This window comes from uncultured Shewanella sp., assembly GCF_947495455.1.
Classification (GTDB): domain Bacteria; phylum Pseudomonadota; class Gammaproteobacteria; order Enterobacterales; family Shewanellaceae; genus Shewanella.
Genome location: NZ_CANLZC010000036.1, coordinates 24,793 through 48,328, shown reverse-complemented (window position 1 = coordinate 48,328; position 23,536 = coordinate 24,793). Strand labels below are relative to the sequence as shown.

The following is a 23,536-nucleotide window of genomic DNA, read 5'->3' as shown; positions in this document are numbered from 1 at the left end:
AAGGCAAAAGGCAAAAGGCAAAAGGCAAAAGGCAAAAGGCAAAAGGCAAAAGGCAAAAGGCAAAAGGCAAAAGGCAAAAGGCAAGAACAACAGACAAGGTTTTAGTGTTGGGATCAACCACTGTATCCCATTGCGATGAAATAAATATGACTTTTCACTCATATTTTCTCTACTATGAAGGCAATTAATCCTTATGGGTTAATTATAAAATCGAAATCACTCTTATTAACCCCTTATATTAGCGTAATGATATTTACAAAAACGCCTACAAGCTGCTATTCCTTTATCCTGCTATTTGGTTATTTGGCTATTTCATCAACTAATGTAAAGAGTAAATTATGAGTAAAGGCACAGTAAAGTGGTTCAATGCAGATAAAGGTTTTGGATTCATCACCCCTGAAGATGGCACAAAAGACCTTTTTGTACACCATTCAGAAATTAGAAACGGTGGTGGTTATGCCACGTTAAATGACGGTCAGGCCGTTGAGTTTGAAGTCGGCCAAGGACAAAAAGGTCCCTGTGCAAATAATGTGGTCGCCGTATAACCTTAGGCGGTTACCTGCAAATAAATGTCATGCCACAAACAGTAACAGGCTATTTGTGGCACTGCTCTATCCATCTTTGTCTTGCGATTTAAGAACAATAATTTAAGAACAATCATTTAAGAGCAATAAGTTAAGAGCAATCATTTAAGAGCAATAAGTTAAGAGCAATAAGTTAAGAGCAGCAATCACGTCGCCACCAATTTTTAGGCAATTTAGCCAGTAACACTCTTAACATTAACACCGCCAAAATCATTCCTGAACCATAAACGATCCAATCAGGTAACAAACGATAATGCTCACCAATTTGCGGTTCAACGATAAAACCAAAGTGTGCCACTAAAGCATCCACTAGCATGCCAAATGCTAAGGCCACTCCCAATACGCCGCCTATATAACCCAACAAGGCCCTTTTACCTAGCTCTTTGCTCACCACACCTAAAGTTGCAATATTGGTTGCAGGCCCCGCCAACATAAATACCAAAACAGCCCCTGGAGAGACGCCCGCCAGCAATAAACCCGCTGCAATCGGCGTGGATGCGGTCGCGCAGATATACATAGGAAAAGAAATGATCACCATGACCAACATAGCCAATAATCCGTTACCCCAGGTCACAAGAAAGTCGCTGGGCACATAGGTTTGCACAGCAGCGGCGAACAATAATCCAATTAATAACCAGATCGTCGTGTCACGCACTAAATCCGTTGCAGCGTAATTTAAGCCTTTCACAATACGTATTAATATTGGGCTGTTTAACATTGAACTGTTTAATACAGAGCTTTGCTGCAATGTGGGACTAACTTCATCTTTTTGACTGCAACATGCCTCACTCTTACTGCTGTTACTCTTGCTAATATCATTCTTGCTGTCGCCATTTAAACAGGTCTCCTTCGCTGTCGCTTTACTCACATCAGGCTTGATCACAGAAAAGCCATCACTGGCACAACAGCTCTGTTTGCCCGTTTCAGTTTGCGAGCTTGAACCACAACCCGCCTCATTTTTTGGCATAACAGCCGCTTTCCCTTGAGAGCTGCAACATGAACTTGCTTGCCCTGTATCTTGCTGTGCGTCAGTTACGAAAGACTTAAGCACCTCCTCATCACGCCCCACCAGCATTCCGGCCACAATGGCACTCATAATGGCTGCTATCGGTCTAATTATCGCCATAAAAGGCCCCAGCAACACATAAGATACAGTGACGGAATCCACTCCGGTTTCAGGCGTGGATACTAAAAAAGAGGTGGTCGCCGCTTTTGACGCACCAGAGCGCCTCAGTCCCACCGCAGCAGGAATGACACCACAAGAACATAGCGGCAAAGGCGCTCCTAACACGGCAGCTTTTATCGTTGATTTCAATCCATGACCCCCTAACTGCTTTTGCATCCAAGTCATAGGAACAAACATTTTTAACATCCCCGCCAGCACTAAACCCAATAACAACCAAGGCGCAGACTCTAAAAATAAATCGATAAAATTGACAAATAACATTCTTATGGTTCACCTAATGTAAAATGACGACAGGAGTCAAGAATAACGCATCTTATTGAGGGGATGATTATTTATGAGTATTACAATGCTTAGTATATTGCTTAGCATCATGATGGTGCTCAGGATTTTCACATTGTATTGTTGTGCTACTCGATTCTAAAGCTTCGAGAATAGAACAATGTTCAGCGCTTTCAGGTCCTCCACAGCAGGCATTAGATAATCGCTGCAAAGAGAGCTGAAAATGCAACAATTCATTAATTTTATTATTCACACTTTCCAGTTTATCATCAACTAACGCTTTCACATCAACACAAGCCCAATTGGATTTATCCAATTCAATTGACAATAAATCGATAATTTCAGATAAACTAAAACCCACCGCTTTTGCCCGCAAGATAAAACGTAAACGCTCGGCATCGGGCTCGGTATACATTCTATAGCCCGCTGTACTGCGAAATGAAGGCGACAATAAACCGTGCTTTTCATAAAAACGTAAGGTATCTGTTTTCACTTCACATAATTTGGCAAGCTCACCAATTCGGTACATAGGCCATTTATCCTTCACCCCAAATGATAACCTCATTATACTCAAGCAAGTCTCAGATGCGAATTCAGATCATGTTATATCTCTATCGTTGTTCTGATTTACGTATTGTGAATACACGTATAAAAAACAGTTTTGATGATCATTTTACGATAGAATACGCGCGCTTTTAAAAATAGCCTGCGCTAAGTGGTCCCCGAAACAACTTATGCAAACACCTTAGGTAAACCACTTAGGCAAAAAACTTGGCCAAATAATTTAAATAGCGTATTGAGAACACGAGGCTCATCATGATTAAGCGGTTACGATTGATTTGAGGGGCTTTTGGAAAACAAGATAAAAGACTATTCTGCTCCTTTGATGCTTTTTTTCCTAAAGATCCTTAAAAAATAACCACTGGACCTCTATCCAATGAATGATGTCAAACCGATCCGCCGCGCACTATTAAGTGTTTCAGATAAAACAGGGATCCTTGAGTTCGCTCAAGCCCTTCACGCTCAAGGTGTCGAACTGCTGTCTACTGGCGGTACGGCTCGTTTACTCGCAGCAAATCATATTCCTGTAACAGAAGTCTCTGATTATACTGATCATCCAGAAATAATGGATGGGCGTGTCAAAACACTTCACCCCAAAATTCATGGCGGTATTCTGGCTCGCAGAGGCGTAGATGAAGCCGTTATGAGTGACAACAATATCAACCCCATTGATTTAGTCGTCGTTAATTTATATCCTTTTGCCGATACTGTGGCAAAAGAAAATTGCAGCCTTGAAGATGCCATTGAGAATATTGATATTGGTGGCCCTACTATGGTGCGTGCCAGCGCAAAAAATCATAAAGACGTCACGATCGTCGTCAACAGTAAAGATTACACCAAAGTACTGGCCGAAATGGCAGAAAACCAAGGCAGCACTTATGCTAACACTCGCTTTGATTTAGCCATTGCCGCTTTTGAACATACTGCAGCCTATGATGGCATGATAGCTAACTATTTCGGTACTATGGTCCCTGCTCACCATAGAGGTGACACTGCAGTTGAATCAAAATTCCCTAGAAGCTACAACACGCAACTGATTAAAAAACAAGATTTGCGCTATGGCGAGAACAGTCATCAAAGTGCCGCATTTTATGTCGACACACAAATTGATGAAGCCTCTGTCGCCACAGCCACACAGCTTCAAGGTAAAGCACTGTCTTATAATAACATTGCCGACACGGATGCGGCCTTAGAGTGCGTTAAAGAATTCCAGCAACCCGCCTGTGTCATAGTCAAACATGCTAATCCTTGTGGTGTCGCATTAGGTGACAATTTGCTTGAAGCCTATGAACGCGCATTTCAAACTGATCCCACTTCCGCTTTTGGTGGCATCATAGCCTTTAACCAAGAATTGGACGCCGATACTGCAAGCGCCATTATTAAACGTCAATTTGTCGAAGTCATTATTGCGCCTTACATTAGCCAAGCGGCACGTGATGTTCTCGCTGCAAAAGTCAATGTACGCGTTCTTGAGTCTGGCTTGTGGAAGACGAGAACCACCAGCTTAGATTACAAGCGTGTTAATGGCGGCTTATTAATTCAAGACAGAGATCAAGGTATGATCAATCTTGATCAAGCCAAAGTGGTATCTAAACGTCAGCCCACTGCGAGCGAAATCAAAGATCTGCTGTTTTGCTGGAAAGTGGCTAAATTTGTCAAGTCCAATGCCATTGTTTACGCCAAAGATGGCATGACTATTGGTGTAGGGGCGGGACAAATGAGTCGAGTCTACAGCGCTAAAGTCGCCAAGATTAAGGCGGCCGATGAAGGTTTAGTCGTCGAAAACTCTGTGATGGCATCGGATGCCTTCTTCCCCTTTCGAGATGGTATTGACGCCGCTGCAGAGGTAGGGATCAGCTGCATTATTCAGCCCGGTGGCTCTATACGTGATGAAGAGATTATCGCTGCAGCCGATGAGCATAACATCGCCATGATTTTCACTGGCATGCGTCATTTCCGCCATTAACAATACTGAATACATAAAGCGCGAAGCCTAAACTTATCGACTTTAGGCTCGTCTTCAGTGTGGTAATGAAGGACAAAAGATAAGGTTATTGAAATGAAAGTATTAATCATTGGTGGCGGTGGCCGCGAACATGCCCTTGCTTGGAAAACCGCTCAATCCAAACAAGTTGATACCGTTTTTGTTGCACCAGGCAATGCGGGAACGGCTCTTGAACCTAAAATAGAAAATGTGCTCATCGATAACAAAGATATCGACGCCTTAATTCAATTTGCAAAAGACAATCAAATCTCGCTCACCATTGTCGGCCCTGAAGCGCCGCTTGTGGCGGGCATAGTCGATGCCTTTAATCATGCCCAGCTTGCCATCTTTGGCCCAACCCAAGGCGCGGCACAATTGGAAGGTTCAAAAGCATTTACCAAAGATTTTCTTGCTCGCCATCACATTCCTACGGCAGCTTATCAAAATTTCACAGAGATAGCGCCAGCCAAGGCTTTTGTCAAACAAATGGGCTGCCCTATTGTGATTAAGGCCGATGGATTAGCTGCTGGCAAAGGCGTTATCATCGCACAAAATCAAGCTGAAGCTGACAGTGCTATTGAGGATATGCTTGAAGGAAATAAATTCGGTGAAGCGGGCGCGCGCGTGGTCATCGAAGAATTTCTTGTTGGCGAAGAGGCGAGCTTCATTGTGATGGTAGATGGTAAAAATATCTTGCCTCTAGCCACCAGCCAAGATCATAAAGCACGTGATAATGGTGATAATGGCCCAAATACAGGTGGAATGGGCGCTTACTCCCCTGCACCTGTGGTTACACAAGCGGTACATGATTGGACCATGGAGCATGTCATTCGCCCCACGGTAGATGGCATGGCAGCAGAAGGCCATACTTACACAGGTTTTTTATATGCGGGTCTGATGATCTCCCCCGATGGCAGCGCAAAAGTATTAGAATACAATTGCCGTTTTGGCGATCCTGAAACTCAACCTATCATGATGCGATTGCAATCTGACTTAGTGGAGCTTTGCTTAGCCGCTACGCGAGGAGAACTCGATACTGTCACTGCAGAATATGACCATCGCGCCGCCGTCGGTGTTGTACTTGCTGCTGGAGGCTATCCAGAAGCATATCGTCAAGGTGATATCATTCAAGGCCTTAGCTTAGGTGATAACAATGCCAAAGTCTTTCATGCGGGTACCGCATTGCAAGATGGCCATACAGTGACAAAAGGGGGCCGAGTATTATGCGCAACCGCACTTGGAAACACTGTCACTCAAGCGCAAGCAAATGCTTATCAATTAGTTGAGAGTATTCATTGGAACGACGTCTATTATCGTACCGATATCGCTCACCGCGCCATTAAGCGCGAACAATCCAAAGAGTAACACCGCTTAAACAAGACACACAAACCATACTTATAGTTTGTGTGTCTTAAGTTTTACTGATGATATTGCACTGACAACTGATTTACGGCTTTAATAAAAGCGCCAGCGTGCTCTGGATCCACATGTTGATGAATACCATGACCTAAATTAAAGACATGGCCTGTGCCATTGCCGTAACTGGCTAAAATTTGAGCCACCTCTTGTTCAATACGTTCGGGCGAAGCATAAAGCATTGACGGATCCATATTACCTTGCAGCGCCACTTTATGCCCAACACGGCGACGCGCATCCCCAATATCCACAGTCCAATCAAGTCCTAGTGCATCACAGCCCGTTTCAGCCATGGCTTCAAGCCATAATCCCCCCCCCTTTGTAAATAGCGTTACAGGCACTTGGCGACCGTCCGCAAAACGCGTTAACCCATCCACAATTTTTTGCATATAACGCAGTGAAAACTCACGATAAGCATGGTGGGATAAGGCTCCACCCCAAGAATCAAAAATCATCAAAGATTGGGCACCATTGGCTACTTGTGCATTTAAATATAAAATCACCGAATCGGCTAACTTATCGAGTAACATATGTAATGCAGCGGGTTCGGCGTAAGCCATTTTTTTAATTTTTTCAAATGTTTTACTGGATCCACCTTCCACCATATAAGTGGCAAGAGTCCAAGGTGATCCCGAAAAACCTATGAGTGGTACTTCACCTTTTAACTCTCGTCTAATGGTGCTAACAGCACGCATGACATAACCCAGCTCATCTTCTGGATCAGGAATGGCTAATTTCTTAATTGACTCAATGGTATCGGTAGGACGTTCAAAACGTGGGCCTTCTCCCGTTTCAAAATAAAGTCCTAACCCCATGGCATCGGGAACGGTCAGAATATCAGAAAACAAAATCGCCGCATCTAAGTCATAACGACGCAAAGGTTGTAATGTTACCTCACAGGCTAGTTCTTGATTTCGACATAAAGACATAAAATCACCAGCCTGTGCTCGAGTGGCTTTATATTCAGGAAGATAACGACCCGCTTGACGCATCATCCACACAGGCGTTCTGTCTACTGGCTGCTTCAATAAAGCACGTAAGTAACGATCATTCTTTAATTCTGCCATTTGGCTCTATTCCTAAACTAATTATGGGATCCACTATGTGTGCTAGTTTAGCATTTACGCAGATAAAGTAACCTTTCTCAACGAATTTATGTGATAGCTATCGATTAATCCAGCCACATAAAAGCGCTAAATTAGAATATGCTCAATATTAAGTCAATGTACGAAAATATTACAAAAAGGTTGCACGAAGCTCTCAGCTTTGATATAAACTTTCTGCGCTAGCAAAAACAATCAAGAGCTCGTTACATCGAGCCATTACAAAACTTACTCGCCCAGAGATAGCTTGCTACCTCTGGGCATTTTATTTCCCTTTCGGCGCTATAACTTTTCGATATAATTCCAATAACAATTTCGACTAAAAAATAATCAAAAAACAGTTGATAAACCTTGTAGATCTCTCTACATTAGAATTTATGGAAACCGTGTAAAATGGGAACGAAAATGTTAAAAAAACTCGAAAGAGCCCAAAAAAAATGGGGTGGTTCCAATACACTCATAGATCAATGGCTTAATAACCGTAGAAATTTATTAATTAACTATTGTAAAATTGCAGGGCTCCCTCCCTACGATCCTATTGAAAACACACTGCCCACTTTTGGTTCCATTAAAGCATTTTGTGATCTATTGATGGACTATGTATCCGAAGGGCATTTCGAAATTTTCGATCAAGTTGTCACCGCTTGTGAAAAAAATGGCACTTCAAGCCAAGCCCTTGCCCAGCAATTGGTTCCTCAAATTAGTGAAACCACAGATACCGCTTTAGATTTTAATGATAAGTATACCGAAGCTGTCGATGATGATGATAATGTGCTCTATCATCTAGACAAAGATCTGTCTTCTTTGGGTCATGCGATGGAAACACGCTTTGCACTAGAAGATAAATTACTCGAAGTGTTACACACAAAATATTCTTAATATTAAAATTGCTTTGGCTCTGCTCTCAACTCATCCATAAAAAAGCCATAAAAAATCACCCATAAAAAGCCTATAAAAAAGCCTGCTAGATAGCAGGCTTTTTACATCACACCATCAATTAGACGGCTGACTGAAAAATCACCTTGCCCGCTTTTTCAGTATAAGCAGGTAATTGATCGAAGTTTAAGTAACGATAAGTATCGGCAGCTGTGGCATCTAACTCTTTCGCATAGGTTTGATACTCTTCAGCTGTCGGTAAACGCCCTAACAATGCAGCTACAGCGGCTAATTCAGCAGATGCTAAATATACATTTGCCCCAGTTCCCAAGCGATTTGGGAAGTTACGAGTGGATGTCGATACCACAGTCGCTCCCTCAGCAACACGTGCTTGGTTCCCCATGCATAATGAACAGCCAGGAATTTCAATTCTCGCCCCTACACGGCCGAAAATGCCATAATAGCCTTCCTCTGTCAGCTGATCTCTATCCATCTTCGTTGGTGGAGCAATCCAAAGCCGAGTCGGTAAACTCGTCGCAAATTTATCAAGCATCTTACCAGTGGCTCTGAAATGACCAATGTTGGTCATACATGAACCCACAAACACTTCATCAATTTGTGTATTGGCCACATCAGACAGTAATACCGCATCATCAGGATCATTTGGCGCACAAAGAATAGGCTCTTTGATATCGTTTAAATCAATGTCGATAACCGCAGCATATTCTGCATCAGCATCGGCTTCCATTAACTCAGGGTTGGCTAACCACTCTTGCATAGCAATAATGCGACGCTCAATGGTTCGACGATCGCCATAACCTTCTTCTATCATCCATTTCAACATGACGATATTTGAATTAAGGTATTCAATAATTGGCTCTTTGCCTAATTTAATGGTACAACCCGCAGCACTTCGCTCAGCAGATGCATCTGAAAGCTCAAAAGCTTGCTCAACTTTTAATTGCTCAAGACCTTCAATTTCAAGTACTCTGCCCGAAAAGAAATTCACTTTGCCTTTCTTCTCAACCGTCAATAAACCTTGCTCAATCGCTTTATGTGGAATCGCATGCACTAAATCACGTAAAGTAATGCCTGGTTGCATTTCCCCTTTGAAACGCACTAATACAGATTCAGGCATATCAAGCGGCATCACACCAGTTGCTGCAGCAAAGGCCACTAAACCTGAACCTGCTGGGAATGAAATACCAATTGGAAAGCGTGTGTGAGAATCACCGCCAGTACCCACAGTATCTGGCAATAGCATGCGATTTAACCAAGAGTGAATAACGCCATCACCCGGACGTAATGACACGCCACCTCGATTCATAATAAAATCAGGCAATGTATGATGTGTATTCACATCAACAGGCTTAGGATAAGCCGCCGTGTGACAAAAAGACTGCATAGTCAAATCAGCACTAAAACCTAAACAGGCTAAATCTTTCAATTCATCACGAGTCATTGGCCCAGTGGTATCTTGTGAGCCCACAGATGTCATTTTAGGCTCACAATATTGCCCAGGACGGATCCCCTTCACACCACATGCTTTACCCACCATTTTCTGTGCAAGGGTAAAGCCTTTTCCTGTATCAGCCACATCTTGAGGACGGACAAATTCAGTGGATGCCCCCAAATTTAAGACTTCACGAGCACGGTCGGTTAAGCCGCGACCAATAATTAAGGGAATACGGCCACCTGCACGCACTTCATCCATTAATACATCGGTTTTCAATGTAAACTCAGAAATCACTTCGTCAGTATCATGACGCTTAACTACGCCTTCATAGGGATAGATATCAACAACATCTCCCATTTCCATCTGGCTGACGTCAAGCTCTATCGGTAATGCACCTGCGTCTTCCATTGTATTGAAGAAAATAGGCGCAATCTTGCCACCAAAACAGAAACCACCGCCTCGTTTATTCGGCACATTAGGAATATCATCTCCCATGAACCATAACACTGAGTTAGTCGCAGATTTACGAGAAGATCCCGTACCGACCACATCACCCACATACACCAATGGGAAACCTTTCGCTTTCAATGCTTCGATTTCTTTGATTGGACCGACAGTCCCTGCTACATCAGGAACGATTCCGTCACGAGCATTCTTTAACATGGCTAAAGCGTGCAGTGGAATATCTGGACGAGACCAAGCATCGGGAGCAGGAGAAAGATCATCAGTATTGGTTTCACCTGAGACTTTAAAAACCGTTAATGAAATTTTCTCAGCCAATTTAGGGCGACTCAAGAACCAATCAGCATTCGCCCAAGACTCAACCACTTTTTTAGCGGCTGCATTACCTGCTTGCATTTTTTCCACCACATCATGGAAAGCATCAAACATCAATAATGTTTTAGATAGTGCACTTACAGCCAAATCAGCCTGCTTCTCATTATCTAATTGCGCAATTAATGGCTCAATGTTATAGCCACCTTGCATTGTACCCAATAGTTCGACGGCGCGTGCAGAAGAAACAATGGGAGACTGCGCATCACTTCTTGCTAGCGCATCTAAAAAGCCCGCCTTTACATAAGCGGCTTCATCAACACCAGGGGGGATCCTATTTTCGAGCAAATCAAGAATAAAAGCTTCTTCACCTGCGGGGGGATTTTTGACTAACTCAACAAGTTCTGATACCTGTTGGGCATCGAGTGGTTTAGGGACTACGCCCTCTTCAGCACGTTCTGCGACGTGTTTGCGATATGCTTCTAGCACGGCAACATTCCTCTTTTTTGGCGTTCGAACAACGATACTGCATACGCTTTGATAATCTCTATCGATTTAGGCAGGCTCGCGCTCATTTCGAAAGCATTATACTACATTCCACTCAAAAAGTCGGTGAAGGAGTCGAAGACATTTCAAGCTAAAGTCAGCCCCCTTTATCGTACCAACCAATAAAAAGCAACAAACAAAAAACAATTTAGAGCAACAACAAATGCATACAACCCCATCTAAAACAGCACGTTAAACACAGCAAAACCATTAAATAACTTTTTATAAACAAAACACAATACTTTAATAAACATATAAAAAAGCGGTATTTAGGCCTACTATTCATCAAAGTTATAATGAAGATAACTCAGAACCGTCTGGCTATGTAACCAGCCATAATCAGAACATTGAACGTGCTAACTTAAAGAAAATGGATGCCATTATTCAATGAAGATTGATAAGATAAATTTAATCTATATGAGGGATCTTTAATCTCTAAATAGGACAATATTTAAACTCGCTGTGGTATCCTTACTTTCCGTCGCACATAGAGTCTAAATGCCACATAGACTCTAAATGCTAGGTATGGACTACTCTTTTTTCCAATAACGATAATAATAAAGGTTCACAGTGCTAGACAGTCATATTTCACCTCGATCATCTTCAGGTATTTCTTTTTTAAAGGGCCGCAAGCGATCCATAATATGGAAGATTTACTTTTATGCATTTCTGACTATGACACTCTTCAGTTACATCGGATTATTGGGAAAAGAAGCTCGTTTTATTGACGTCTTAGATACATTAACCACCAGTGCTATGTTGTTCGCTTTATTCAATTATACTTACAAAAAAAACCTACTTTCGGCTTATAGTTGGATTTTTATGGGAATATTTTGTCTCAGTGAAAATATTCTCTACACTTACTTAACAAACATCTTTCTGCATGAAAACTCACCAAGCACAAGCTACACATTTGGCACACTATTCATTTGGTTGATAAACCTACCCGCTTTAATCACTCTCTTTTTAAATGCCAGAAAAAATTAACCTTTTCATTCTAGAAAAAAATCAATTATTCTATATTTAAACCTTTCTTAACAAGGAGCCCAACTCAGTGAGTGGTTTTGGAATATTAACCTTACTTTACACCATTGCATGGATTGCACCAATGGCCTTTATTGCCTGCTCTTCTCAAATAACCAAATATGAAAAAATAGCTTGGATTATTGCCATCACTTTTATCTCTTGGTTTGCTTTTATCATTTACTTATTAGTCAGAAAAATAAAAATCAATCGACTCAAAATATCTTAAAAAACGATCATCATTTAAGGCAATGATATCGCTATAGTCAGCCCATTCGTTGCCATTAACAGCAAGGCAGCTCATGCAAAGCGGTTAATGATGAAAACTCACCATGACACAACATTGATCGTTATGGGTTAGCGATGTCGACACTCGATCTGGCATCATGCCTCTCAAGTAGATTTTTAACCCTTCGATAAACATCTCTTCATCTAAAATTTTTTCCATATTTACCGTCTGCAATGGCATCATTTTATAAGGGGCGCCAGTGTAAGATAAAGACACACAAAACTCGATGCTATTATCTTTTGCTTCAACAATAATATCACTCTCAGCCAAATTAGCATGGTGTATATCATGAGCTATTTCCTTTGCAATCAAAATGGTATCTTCCACTAAATCTTGCTTTAGCCCCCAGGAATTACCATAAGTGTGAATGTTTTCACGAATTTTCCTATCGGGATAATTTTCCATTCTTAATATAAATCGTGCATTTCTTCTTGAACCAATGGAAAAAAACATGTTCAACACCACAGCAGAAATCAGCCCTAAAGCTAAACTTGAGCGACCAAACACATTCAAAGGGGCAGGCAAAACTTGGTAAGCTTGAGGAATAATATAAATGCTAATCGCCACACAAAAAGAAATCCCAATGGTAAAAGCTTGTCTTATACCAAAAGATTGCGCCCCAATCGTTCTGATCCCTCCGGTAAAAATAAATGCTGCGTAATACAACAATAGGGCAGCCACAATAGGCAAAGGTGAGTTCGCAATATAAACCAGTAACCCTGTACAACAAGAAAGTAGAAGGAACACAATGCTCATTGCATAACTTAACACTACATCTGTACACCTAAAGGCTATCGCCATCGTCGTCGATGTAGGAGAAACATTGATACCATTGACCCCTAGCATTCCGGCAATCATAGCCGCCAAACCATCGGTTCTTATAGCGCGTTGAAGTGAAACGTAATTCGGTTTTCTCCATTGAGGATCATTCGCTTGTTGCACGCTCATGGTTAAACCTAAGCTTCGAATCGTAGCGGCAAATCCAACAAGAAAAAACGGTAAACTAAGCGACCAATTAAAACTAATACTTTGCTCTGTAATGGCACTTAATGGGGGAAAAGTAAAAAAAGCAAGATTAAACTCATTGACATTACCGACCCCCTGAAAATATAAAGTCGCAATAAAACCAGTAAATACGCCAATCATGCTACACACATGACGTATATAGCCTTTCCCCCAAACGCTTAGCACAACAATAGGCAATAAGGTCGCCAGCAAAATTGCACCATTAATAATATAAGGGGCCTTTGCTCCTGCTTGAATACTGGTGATGCCGAGCTCCAATCCCACCAATAGCAAAACCAAACCACAAATTTCTGGCGGAAAAATAATACGCGTTCGCCGTAGAATAAATGACAGAATAAACTCACAAAGTCCTGCGAAGATAGTCATACCAATCAACAAAGGTAATCCACCAATGGCGATAGCAAGAATAGAGGGCTGTACATAAATTGCCCCACTAATGGGCGGCAACATTAATCCCGTTCCTATACCGATTTTTTTCCAATATACAGCTTGTAATAAGGTGCCTATGGCATAAGCAATTAACACCCATTGCAGTTTTTGAACAATTAACTCGTCACTTAATCCACTTTCGCGAAAAATCACTACCGAAAACGCCAAGCCTAAAAAACCTATCAAAGACTGCTGTGCAGTCATACTCAACAATTTTGAACGTGAAAGCGTCATTGCACTCCATGCCTAAAAGTTTGTGGGTTTATAATTTGAAGACTCCAATATGGATCATCATCACTGTGATGAAAACCAAACATAACAAACCAATAAATATAAGACTTTTATTTTTATTTCAATAAATTAAATATCAAAAAACCTAATTTATTACTTCTAGTATAGCAGATATAAACTCATAACTTTGGTGTTAACTATACCCGTGATACTTCAAGGTACCTGTTTTCAGAGTGCGTAAAAGTACCTAATTCAAGGCGTACTCTTTTGCAAGAAAAGGGGCCGAAATGCTTATTGCCTTTTAGAATGATACAACGTAGAAATAGGGGCTTTTATACACTCCCAAAGGACTGACTCATATTAGTAAAGAGGAAAGCCTTTTATACTGTGTTATTAAACATCGGCTTAGAATAACTAAGCTCGATGATCATCAAGGATGATGGAAATGTCATTTATGCAGGAGCAATTAATGCCTCAAAGTAACCCTCTTTTATTAAAATATTGCTAAGATAAAATGAGTAACAAAATATTTAAACCTGCTTGCTCTTCCAACGAAAGTAGGGTATTGAATACTGTATTAGCATTAGACGCCGCTAAAATAATGACGAATGGTGGTTCAATGAAAGAAAAAATCTACTTGCTTCCAGGCACTATGTGCAATGCTAAATTATGGGACAAGCTTTCTGACCTCTTACATAAAGAATATGAACTACTTCATATTCCCATTTTAAGTGGCCTAGATTTGAACAGCATTACCGATTCATTAGAAGAAATTATTCAAGAGCAAAAAGTCAATATCGTAGGCTTCTCATTAGGTGGATATATTGCCGCCCACTTTTCGACTAAATTCCCACACAGAGTGAACAAAGTCTTTATTATATCCAACTCACCTTGCCCATTATCCTCCAATGAAATCTCGGGACGTGAGGAGACCTTAAAATATATCAATACTTATGGCTACAAAGGGATCACTCGCCAAAAAGCTAATAGCATGTTAAATACTCAAAATGAAGAAATTATTGACACTATTATGCGAATGGATATGGAACTTGGAGAAAAAACACTTAAAAGTCAGCTAAAATGGACCACCCATAGAGAAGACTTATTTGAAAAATTAGCCAAGCTTTCTATCAATATCACCTTTTTTTATAATACTCTCGATCCATTAGTTGACACAAAATGGTTGACCAAATTTGCCGACATTTATCATAATTGCACATTGCTGCCCAATGAAAGTGAAGGACATATGCTTCCTTTAGAAGAGCCGTCGATACTATCTAACCATCTTATGAATTGGCTCAAAATAACCTAACATCCTCCCTTACAACTGCTTTAGTATATCAGTCGCTTTTATCAAGGTGGCATCATCCTTGGCAAAACAAAAACGTAAATATTTTTCTTTCGTCGGTTGCATTGAAAAAACAGAAACAGGAATACCGGCTACTTTCTGATTGATGGTTAATGCTTTCGCAAAATCCACATCATTTTGTGTAGTAATCGCTGAGTATTCAAGTAGCTGAAAAAAAGTCCCTTGAGATGGTATCAAGGAAAACTTGGATCCAATTAATAATCGGCAAAACAAATCTCTTTTTTGTTGATAAAAATCAGGTAATGCCAAATAATGCTGCGGACAGCTTTTCATAAAGTCGGCTAATGCGTACTGTAGGGGCGTGGCAGTATCAAAAGTCACAAATTGATGTACCTTTCTAAACTCACTCGTTAACTTAGGTGGCGCAATACAATACCCCACTTTCCAGCCCGTCACATGATATGTTTTTCCAAATGAGAAAACAGCAAAACATCGCTGATATAAATCAGAATATCTGAGCACACTTTGATGCAATTTTTGATCAAAAATAATATGCTCATACACTTCATCTGATAATACAAATAAATCATTCATCTTTACGATTATAGATAGCTGTAACATATCTTCATTAGTGAGCGCTGCACCTGTAGGATTATGTGGACTATTGATAATGATCAGTCGAGAACGCTCATTCACCGATTTTTTTACCACTTCCCAATCAATATGATAATCGGGTGCGATCAGAGGTAAGTGTACCGCCTTTCCACCCGCTAATAGAATGGCAGGCTCGTAAGAATCATAACAGGGATCGAAGACTATGACTTCATCTCCTGGTTTTATGACAGTATGAATCGCACAAAATAATGCTTCAGTCGCACCAGAAGTCACAGTGACCTCATCAGATGGATTAATTTTTAATTGGTATAAATGACCAACTTTATCAGCAATCTGCTGCTGTAATGCAGGTAATCCTGCCATAGGCGCATATTGATTCTTCCCCTGTTTCATATAAAAGTAAACGCTTTCCATTAATTCACTAGGACATTGAAAATCTGGAAAACCTTGGGACAAGTTGATCGCATCATGCTCATTAGCCAATTGCGTCATCACTGAAAAAATCGTCGTGCCTACATTAGGTAACTTACTGTTCATTGCTCCCCCCATTAATAATATCCGCTGATAAAGCATAGCTTGATTTTATATCCACCAAAGGGTTAGTATTAATACCCTCTCAAACACACAGATGATGCCAAGATGAACAACTAAGCCTGTTATCCATTTTTGTTTTTTATTTGGACTAATAGGATTAGACGCGGTTTCATGATGATCTGTATGTTTATTTCATATCGATAGAAGCATCAGTTTAACTATTCTCTTAATGACACACTAAACTCAAACATAGAGTTTATCAATCAGCGTCTTATCCTCTATAACTTTGGAGGATGATTATGCCTTTATTACAAGCCAGTCAGCTTTCTTATCAATTTGAGAATGGCAACTACATATTCAGCAACATTTCTTGTAGCTTACAGGCTCGTCTAACGGGCTTAATTGGGCGAAATGGCTCAGGAAAATCCATTTTAACTGAGCTATTGTCCTTGCAGCGCAGCCCAACATCAGGCTCAGTCAATCTCAATACTCAAGTACACTGCTATCATCAATTTGCATTAAATGATATTGCTCCTCAACTCACCATTGCCCAATATCTGAATGTTGAGAGTATTCTTAACGCTCTTAATAAGGTTAAGCAAGGCCATAGTGAGAATAAATGGTTTGATATTATTGCCGACAACTGGCTTTTAGAAGATGAACTTTCACAGTTACTCCGCCAACTTAAACTACCCAATAATCCTCATATGCTTTGTTCACACCTCAGTGGAGGTCAACTGTCTTGTTTAAGATTATGGAAACTATTCCAATCCGATGCAGGCTTATTAATTTTAGATGAGCCGAGTAATCACTTAGACTCTAGCGCCAAAAAATGGCTCATCAAACAACTTCACCTCTTCACGGGATCAATTTTGCTGATCAGCCACGATCTTTTACTACTCAGAGAAATGGAACATATCTGGGAACTGAACTCTCTAGGACTCAAAGCATATGGCGGTAATTTCGACTTCTATTGTAAGCAAAAAAAACAACAGCAAGAATCAGTTGAGCGTCAATTATTCAATATTCGAAAACAACAACAGCAATTACAAGCACAACATCAATTTAATAAGGAAAAAGCAGATAAACGAGCCATTATGGGTAAAAAAATTCGACAAAAAGGCAGTCAACCCAAAATGTTACTCAATGCAAAAAAAGATAAAGCCACTTCAGGAACATCTAATCGCATGAAACAATACCAATCCCAAAATGCGTCTTTGCAGCATACTCTGAATCAACTTAACGCACATACTGAGACAACTCAAAAACAACACTTATATTTACCCACCCCCTCTAGCAAGAAAGGCACATTATTGCATATCGATAATGGCATATTACCCTATGGCGACAAGTTGCCGATCCAACTCATCCTCCATTCAAATGACAAAATTCACTTACAAGGTGCAAATGGCTGCGGCAAGTCTACTCTATTTCAGGTGTTACTAAAAAAAGCGCATCTCAAACAAGGCTATGTCAATATCAATACATCACTGTTTCTTTTAAATCAATACATTGAATTACCCTGTCAACAACAATCTGTTTTAAACTATGTTCAACATCACTGTAATAAAACCGATGAAACACAGATCCGTACGTTACTGGCGGGTATCGGCTTTAGAGCAAATACGGTTTATCGAACACTCAAGCAATTAAGCGGAGGCGAAAAAGTCAAACTCGCCTTACTCACAGTGAACTTACAGATCCCAGCTCCTCTCCTTCTGCTCGATGAACCTGATAATCATCTCGATATTGAGTCAAAACACATACTGGCGAATATGTTAGCCGCTTATAAAGGCGCTTTTATTCTCATTAGTCACGATGAGGATTTTATTAAGCGATGCGGGATCACACAATCTCTGTCATTAGATCACACCTAAGCAACAATATGATTTGTAACAAGTAATCCCAAAATTGCTATTTTGGGATCCATTATTTTTTATACTACTTTACACTCGGCTTATTCATTTTATCAATAAGCTGATTAACCGCCCTTAAATGATCAGGCTCTTGATGCGCCATGCCTTGAAAGGCTGCACAGATCGTTAAAAAGTCAGGTAATTGGGTACGTTGAGCCATTTTCATCAACCTTTTCGTTAATCGTAAGGCTGCCGCCGGCTTATTAGCCACTTCTAAAGCAAGTTCATTCACTGTCTCCATCAATAACCTAGGCTCAACCACCTTTAATACTATACCTAACTCCTTAGCTTCTTGAGCATCGATGATCCTTCCTGTAAAAGTCAGTTCTGCCGCTTTTTGATAACCTATTAAACGTTGCATAAACCAAGCCCCCCCATCACCTGGGATCAAGCCAAGATTAATGAAGGTTTCTCCAAATTTGGCCTTATTCGAAGCTATTCGCAAATCACACATATTCGCTAAATCAAATCCAGCTCCCATTGCAGCACCATTAACGGCTGCGATGACGGGCATTTCAGCTTGCTCCATAATCAATGCAAGTCGTTGTATTCCTCTGCGATATTTTTCTTCAAGCTCACTGACATTACCCGCGAAATCGCCTTTACGCTCGGCCATATCTTTCACATTCCCCCCAGAGGAGAAAGCCGTTCCGGCCCCAGTCATAATAACAACGGCCACTTCTAAACAAGTATTTGCCCAAGTAATGCTTTGCACAATATCATCCACGATATGTGTACCCGTCAATGCATTGCGCACATCATGGCGGTTAAAGATTAACGTCAGTATTTTATTTTCAAATGATAAAGTTGAATCTTTGAGTTCGGGTAATGTAAACATGTATTCCCTTATTTATTAAAATATCCATTCATCAACCAAAAAGCGCATTCCACTGAATGCGCTTTTTTATTTTAAACCAAACAATCACATGTCAAGGCTTACCAGATCTTAACCCGCTGATCCTGAGGTAAATACATTTTATCGCTGGGCTGCACATCAAAAGCTTGATAAAAAGCAGGAATATTTCTTGGTGTTCCCATAGCGCGGAAATGACTCGGCGAATGAGGATCCACCAGCAAACGGCGTTTTAGCTCTTCATCTCGATAATTACGGCGCCACACTTGTGACCATCCCATAAACAAGCGCTGCTCTCCGGTTAAGCCATCGATCACAGGTGAAGGCTCGCCCTTTAAACTTAAACGATATGAACGCTCAGCCACCGTTAAGCCACCTAAATCACCAATATTTTCACCTAACGTCAGCTCACCGTTGACAAATTCACCGGGCAAGGCTTCATACTTTGAATATTGAGCCGCCAGTTTTGCAGCACGCTTTTTAAACTCCTCTCGGTCTTTATCTGACCACCAATCACGCAAGTTACCATCGCCATCATATTTAGCACCTTGATCGTCAAACCCATGGCTGATTTCATGACCAATAACCGCGCCAATGCCACCATAATTCACCGCATCATCAGCCTTCATATCAAAGAAAGGCGGCTGTAAAATAGCGGCTGGAAAGACAATTTCGTTCATCACCGGGTTGTAATAGGCATTCACTGTTTGTGGTGTCATATGCCATTCAGTGCGATCGATGGGTTTGCCCAGTTTATCGATCATTTTAGCGTATTCGAACTTTGCATAGCGCTCATAGTTTCCCACTAAGTCATCCGCTTTGATGGTAAGTTTACTGTAATCTTTCCATTTATCCGGATAACCAATTTTATAGGTAAACTTTGATAATTTCTCTTGGGCAGCAACTTTTGTTGCAGGTGTCATCCATTCCAGTTCATTAATACTCACTTCAAAGCCTTTGATCAAATTCTGGATCATCACTTCCATTTTGGCTTTGGCTTCGGGCTTAAAGTATTTTGCCACATATTCTTGCCCAACTAACTCACCAAGGACTTCATCTTCTGCATCCACCGCTTTCTTCCAGCGTGGTTTTTGCACTTCAATACCCATTAAAGTTTTGCCATGAAAATCAAAATGCAAATTAACAAAGTTTTTGCTGAGTAACTCAGCATAAGCATCCACTAAATGAAAAGCCATATAGTCTTTCCACTCTTCTACACTAAATGAGTCAAACTGTTTACCTAAATCGGCAAAATAAGAAGGTTGCTCAACAATCATCTCTTTGGCTTGACTAAAACCAACCGCTTTTGAAAATTGAGGAAAATCAAAGTCCGCTAACTTAGTATTAAGCTGCTTAGCACTCATTTTATTATAGGTTTTATGAGCATCACGGGACTCAACACGACTCCATTGACTCTTCGCGATAAAAGTTTCTATTTTTGACACACTTTCACTGGCTCGCTTCGAATACACGTAACCTGCCTGCGCCATAATGTCTTCAACATATTGCTTAAGTTCGGCTCTATTTTTCTTAAACTTTTTCGTGTCTTTTAAGTAATAATCTCTATCAGGTAAGGTTAATCCTGACTGAGCTAAGTATACCGCATTTTGTGTTGAATTTTTGGCATCGTTGCTCACATAAAAGCTAATTGGCATGGTGACACCATTGATGAGTAATTCCCCCATCATTCCTGCGACTGCATCATGATCTTTTGCCATATCAATTTGCTTCAGTAAGCTTTTAAGCGGCATAACCCCCATACTCTCAATTAATGAGGTATTCATATAACTTTTATAAAAGTCACCTACTTTTTGCTCTACCGAGCCAGCAGCCACATGCTTTTTCGCTGCCGCTTTTTCGATGATATCTTTTAGCGCAGCTTGGCTTTGCTCATAAAGCACTGAAAAAGCACCATAGTTTGATTTATCTGCAGGAACAGGATGCGTCGCGAGCCAATGGCCATTGACACTATAATAAAAATCATCTTGAGGACGAATAGCAGTATCAAAATTCGCTTTATCAATGCCAGACACTAAGTTAGATTGACTTTTCTCAGTCGCACTATTGAATAACCCGCTACTACCACAAGCAACTAACCCTAAGCTCAGCGCTACGGTTATTGCTAAATGACTCACTTTTTTCATTATCGTCCCCAAATTTTATTCTTCTATATAGAAGCAACTTAACACTATCTGGTTATAAGTCGCTCAAATATACATGTTATTCATATAAAAAATCATACGCATGTTATTCGATAGTCATATAATAAACAACTTGCACTATGTAACCAAAGATTTACAAAAAAACGAATATGTTAGGATAATACTCTGTATTACCATGTATTTCCCATAAATAAGAACACACTTTGCTCACCCGTATTGGTAAAACCAAAGCCGAGTGCCGTAGGACCAATACCTGTATTCGTCCCTAAAAATAAACTTCCCGAATAAATTAAATCACCTAAATCAACGGCATCTCGTTGCTCCCACACATTACCAGCCTCTAAACTTGTGCCTAGATAGAGCGGATATTGAGTCAATCCCAACACATCTCGCCCTAAATCGTATTGATACACTAGCGCACCAAACACTTTGTGTGAGCCATATAAAGCATCTTGATGGTAACCCGATAGATTTAAAAAGCCACCTAAAGATGAAGTATTCACCGTAAAGAAAGTATCGGTATTGACCGTCGCAAAAGAAGCCTTACCCATGAACACATGATTTCTTATCCTAATCGCTCCACGCCAATCCGCTTCAATTTGAAATGAATATCCTTCGTTATTCACCACAGTTTTTTGTTCGTAATCTTCATGACGTAGATACATATTCAATGTTAATCGATTTCCAGTAGTAGGAAAGTTGATACTATCGAGATCATCAAAACCAAACTTCAAGTAAGCACCATAGCTAGTGTAATCCAATTCAAACGCATCTACAGTATCATTACTCAGTGAGCCAATTTCACCCAGCCCTCCCAACTCGATACTGCCGCCATTGTCATAATTAAATCCTAGACCCATCTCACCACTGTAAGTTTTCTGTATGACTTCTAAATATAAGTTATTATCCTGATAATATTGTATATGTGTAGAAGAGAATGCCAGGCGTGCTCGACTGAAATAACGCTCTTTAGGATCTAAAGGCTGATAAAATTCAGTCGCTATTCTCTTGTTATATCCGAGTAAAAGCTCATTGCGCCACTGCCCACCATTTGCAGTTAAATTGGTCAAAGTATATGCCAAGTCCACTTCAAAAATGGAATCATTATTAAAATCATCTTCCCAACTAAACCCCAGTTGAAAATAATTTGGCCCCCAAGATTTATCACGAGTAATCAGCGTTAATACCCGCCCTTCGTCAGTATCTGTGAATTCGGCATCAACATGTTCAAATAAATCCAGTGCGTACACACGCTCGATCCCTTCCTCTAACTGCTGAATGGTAATATCTTGTCCAAGTTTTATATCAAAAGTGTCTCGAATAAGTGAATCATTCACGCGCGCATTATTATCAATGACGATACGAATGACAGGTTTGACTAACTCTTGACGCCATAACTCGCTTTTTAACCGCTTTCCTTCTAGATAAGCGGCATAATCATTCTCACTCACTTGAAAAGCGAGTAGCTGCTCAAGATGTCCCACAGCCGCTTCTTTTCCTAACAATAAAGCTGTCGGCATAATTGAAAAATCCGTGGTACTCAAATCATCAATTTCGGGCCGAATTAACACATCTTTTTCAGTAAGTAATTGCTTTTGCCTCATCGAACTGGCATTGGTGAGCATAGTAGATAGCTGAGTCAACACATCCACGGTATTATTCAGTTGTTTTTTATCAACCAAAGGCGATCCAATATCAACTGCAATAATAATATCGGCATGCATAGATTTAGCCACATCGACAGGTAAGTTATTCGCAATACCACCATCAACAAGCAATTTTCCATTGATGACAGTTGGCGCCAACGCACCAGGAACCGACGCTGATGCTTGCATCGCCTGTACAAGACTACCAGAATCTAGAATAACGGCATCACTGGTTTCAAGGTTAGTCGCGACAGCGCGATAAGGGATGGATAAATTGTCAAAACTTGAAAATTCCTGAACAAGATTTGTCGACTTTCGCAATAACTGCGACATGCTCTGCCCACGCAATAAACCTGCGGGAAACTTAGCCGTATCATCACTATATCCCATATTAATGGGAATATTATATTGATCTCTTAATTCTTTATTACGATAGCTTAGCGCTTCTCTTGGTATGGTATCAGAATAGCCTTCACTCCAATCGGTATTCATCATGATTGATTCAATTTCTGCCGCACTGTAACCCAAGGCATACATACCACCAACGTAAGCACCAATACTCGTTCCAGCAATGTAGTCAATGGGAATACGATTAGCCTCAAGGACCTTTAAAACGCCAATATGAGCGGCACCTTTAGCTCCCCCACCACTTAACACTAAACCAATAGTCGGTCTTTCTTGGGCTGGCAAGAAAAATGAAAATACCAGTAAATACATCAATAGCAATAAACGAGAAGT

17 protein-coding genes are annotated in these 23,536 nt (G+C 40.6%); 8 read left to right on the top strand and 9 right to left on the bottom strand.

Annotated features, from left to right (window positions below):
* Together Q0791_RS11335 and Q0791_RS11330 are read left to right on the top strand one after the other, a co-directional pair.
* Positions 1-188, top strand: a 188-nt coding sequence (locus tag Q0791_RS11335) for a hypothetical protein (RefSeq protein ID WP_299006215.1), incomplete at its 5' end; no start/stop codon positions are given.
* Positions 189-338: 150 nt separating this feature from the next.
* Positions 339-545: a cold-shock protein gene (locus Q0791_RS11330; protein WP_299006212.1), complete on the top strand. Its 207-nt coding sequence runs from the start codon at positions 339-341 to the stop codon at positions 543-545.
* Positions 546-717: 172 nt separating this feature from the next.
* Here the strand turns inward: Q0791_RS11330 and Q0791_RS11325 are convergent, their stop codons facing one another.
* Both Q0791_RS11325 and zntR read right to left on the bottom strand, forming a co-directional pair.
* Positions 718-2,031 carry an SO_0444 family Cu/Zn efflux transporter gene (locus Q0791_RS11325; protein ID WP_299006210.1) on the bottom strand — a complete coding sequence of 438 codons (1,314 nt, stop codon included), beginning with the start codon at positions 2,029-2,031 and terminating at the stop codon, positions 718-720.
* A 67-nt stretch (positions 2,032-2,098) separates the two neighbouring features.
* A complete protein-coding gene (gene zntR, locus Q0791_RS11320; RefSeq protein ID WP_299006208.1) occupies positions 2,099-2,578 on the bottom strand; it encodes a Zn(2+)-responsive transcriptional regulator in 480 nt (159 codons plus the stop codon).
* A 408-nt stretch (positions 2,579-2,986) separates the two neighbouring features.
* Between zntR and purH the strand changes: the two genes are divergently transcribed.
* Entirely contained in the window at positions 2,987-4,576 is a 1,590-nt protein-coding gene (purH, locus tag Q0791_RS11315) for a bifunctional phosphoribosylaminoimidazolecarboxamide formyltransferase/IMP cyclohydrolase (protein ID WP_299006207.1), read from the top strand.
* A gap of 93 nt (positions 4,577-4,669) precedes the next feature.
* Positions 4,670-5,959: a phosphoribosylamine--glycine ligase gene (gene purD, locus Q0791_RS11310; RefSeq protein WP_299006206.1), complete on the top strand. Its 1,290-nt coding sequence runs from the start codon at positions 4,670-4,672 to the stop codon at positions 5,957-5,959.
* A gap of 53 nt (positions 5,960-6,012) precedes the next feature.
* Here the strand turns inward: purD and hemE are convergent, their stop codons facing one another.
* Positions 6,013-7,077: a uroporphyrinogen decarboxylase gene (hemE, locus tag Q0791_RS11305; RefSeq protein WP_299006205.1), complete on the bottom strand. Its 1,065-nt coding sequence runs from the start codon at positions 7,075-7,077 to the stop codon at positions 6,013-6,015.
* A 441-nt stretch (positions 7,078-7,518) separates the two neighbouring features.
* Here hemE and rsd point away from each other — a divergent pair, with 441 nt between their 5' ends.
* Complete coding sequence (gene rsd / locus Q0791_RS11300) at positions 7,519-7,992, top strand: sigma D regulator (RefSeq protein WP_299006204.1); 474 nt, start codon at positions 7,519-7,521, stop codon at positions 7,990-7,992.
* A 118-nt stretch (positions 7,993-8,110) separates the two neighbouring features.
* On the opposite strand, the gene acnB is transcribed toward rsd, so the two are convergent.
* Positions 8,111-10,708 carry a bifunctional aconitate hydratase 2/2-methylisocitrate dehydratase gene (acnB, locus tag Q0791_RS11295; protein ID WP_299006202.1) on the bottom strand — a complete coding sequence of 866 codons (2,598 nt, stop codon included), beginning with the start codon at positions 10,706-10,708 and terminating at the stop codon, positions 8,111-8,113.
* 1,111 nt (positions 10,709-11,819) lie between these two features.
* Here acnB and Q0791_RS11290 point away from each other — a divergent pair.
* Positions 11,820-12,017 (top strand): hypothetical protein, encoded by a 198-nt coding sequence (locus tag Q0791_RS11290; RefSeq protein ID WP_299006199.1) that lies wholly within the window; start codon positions 11,820-11,822, stop codon positions 12,015-12,017.
* 84 nt (positions 12,018-12,101) lie between these two features.
* Here the strand turns inward: Q0791_RS11290 and Q0791_RS11285 are convergent, their stop codons facing one another.
* Positions 12,102-13,766, bottom strand: coding sequence for a solute carrier family 23 protein (locus tag Q0791_RS11285; protein WP_299006198.1), 1,665 nt, complete (start codon positions 13,764-13,766; stop codon positions 12,102-12,104).
* Between the two features lie 511 nt (positions 13,767-14,277).
* On the opposite strand from Q0791_RS11285, the gene Q0791_RS11280 reads away from it, so the two are divergent.
* On the top strand, positions 14,278-15,075 hold the full coding sequence (locus Q0791_RS11280) for an alpha/beta hydrolase (RefSeq protein WP_299006196.1): 798 nt from the start codon (positions 14,278-14,280) through the stop codon (positions 15,073-15,075).
* Between the two features lie 9 nt (positions 15,076-15,084).
* Here the strand turns inward: Q0791_RS11280 and Q0791_RS11275 are convergent, their stop codons facing one another.
* A complete protein-coding gene (locus tag Q0791_RS11275) occupies positions 15,085-16,224 on the bottom strand; it encodes a methionine aminotransferase (protein WP_299006194.1) in 1,140 nt (379 codons plus the stop codon).
* 296 nt (positions 16,225-16,520) lie between these two features.
* Between Q0791_RS11275 and Q0791_RS11270 the strand changes: the two genes are divergently transcribed.
* Entirely contained in the window at positions 16,521-18,098 is a 1,578-nt protein-coding gene (locus tag Q0791_RS11270; RefSeq protein ID WP_299006192.1) for an ATP-binding cassette domain-containing protein, read from the top strand.
* A 64-nt stretch (positions 18,099-18,162) separates the two neighbouring features.
* Here the strand turns inward: Q0791_RS11270 and Q0791_RS11265 are convergent, their stop codons facing one another.
* The 3 genes from Q0791_RS11265 to Q0791_RS11255 all read right to left on the bottom strand — a co-directional run bounded on the left by Q0791_RS11265 (position 18,163) and on the right by Q0791_RS11255 (position 23,515).
* Positions 18,163-18,975, bottom strand: a complete 813-nt coding sequence (locus tag Q0791_RS11265; RefSeq protein ID WP_299006190.1) for an enoyl-CoA hydratase-related protein — start codon at positions 18,973-18,975, stop codon at positions 18,163-18,165.
* Between the two features lie 98 nt (positions 18,976-19,073).
* Positions 19,074-21,134 carry a M13-type metalloendopeptidase gene (locus tag Q0791_RS11260; protein ID WP_299006186.1) on the bottom strand — a complete coding sequence of 687 codons (2,061 nt, stop codon included), beginning with the start codon at positions 21,132-21,134 and terminating at the stop codon, positions 19,074-19,076.
* A gap of 188 nt (positions 21,135-21,322) precedes the next feature.
* Positions 21,323-23,515, bottom strand: coding sequence for a patatin-like phospholipase family protein (locus Q0791_RS11255; RefSeq protein ID WP_299006218.1), 2,193 nt, complete (start codon positions 23,513-23,515; stop codon positions 21,323-21,325).
* Between the last annotated feature and the right edge of the window lie 21 nt (positions 23,516-23,536).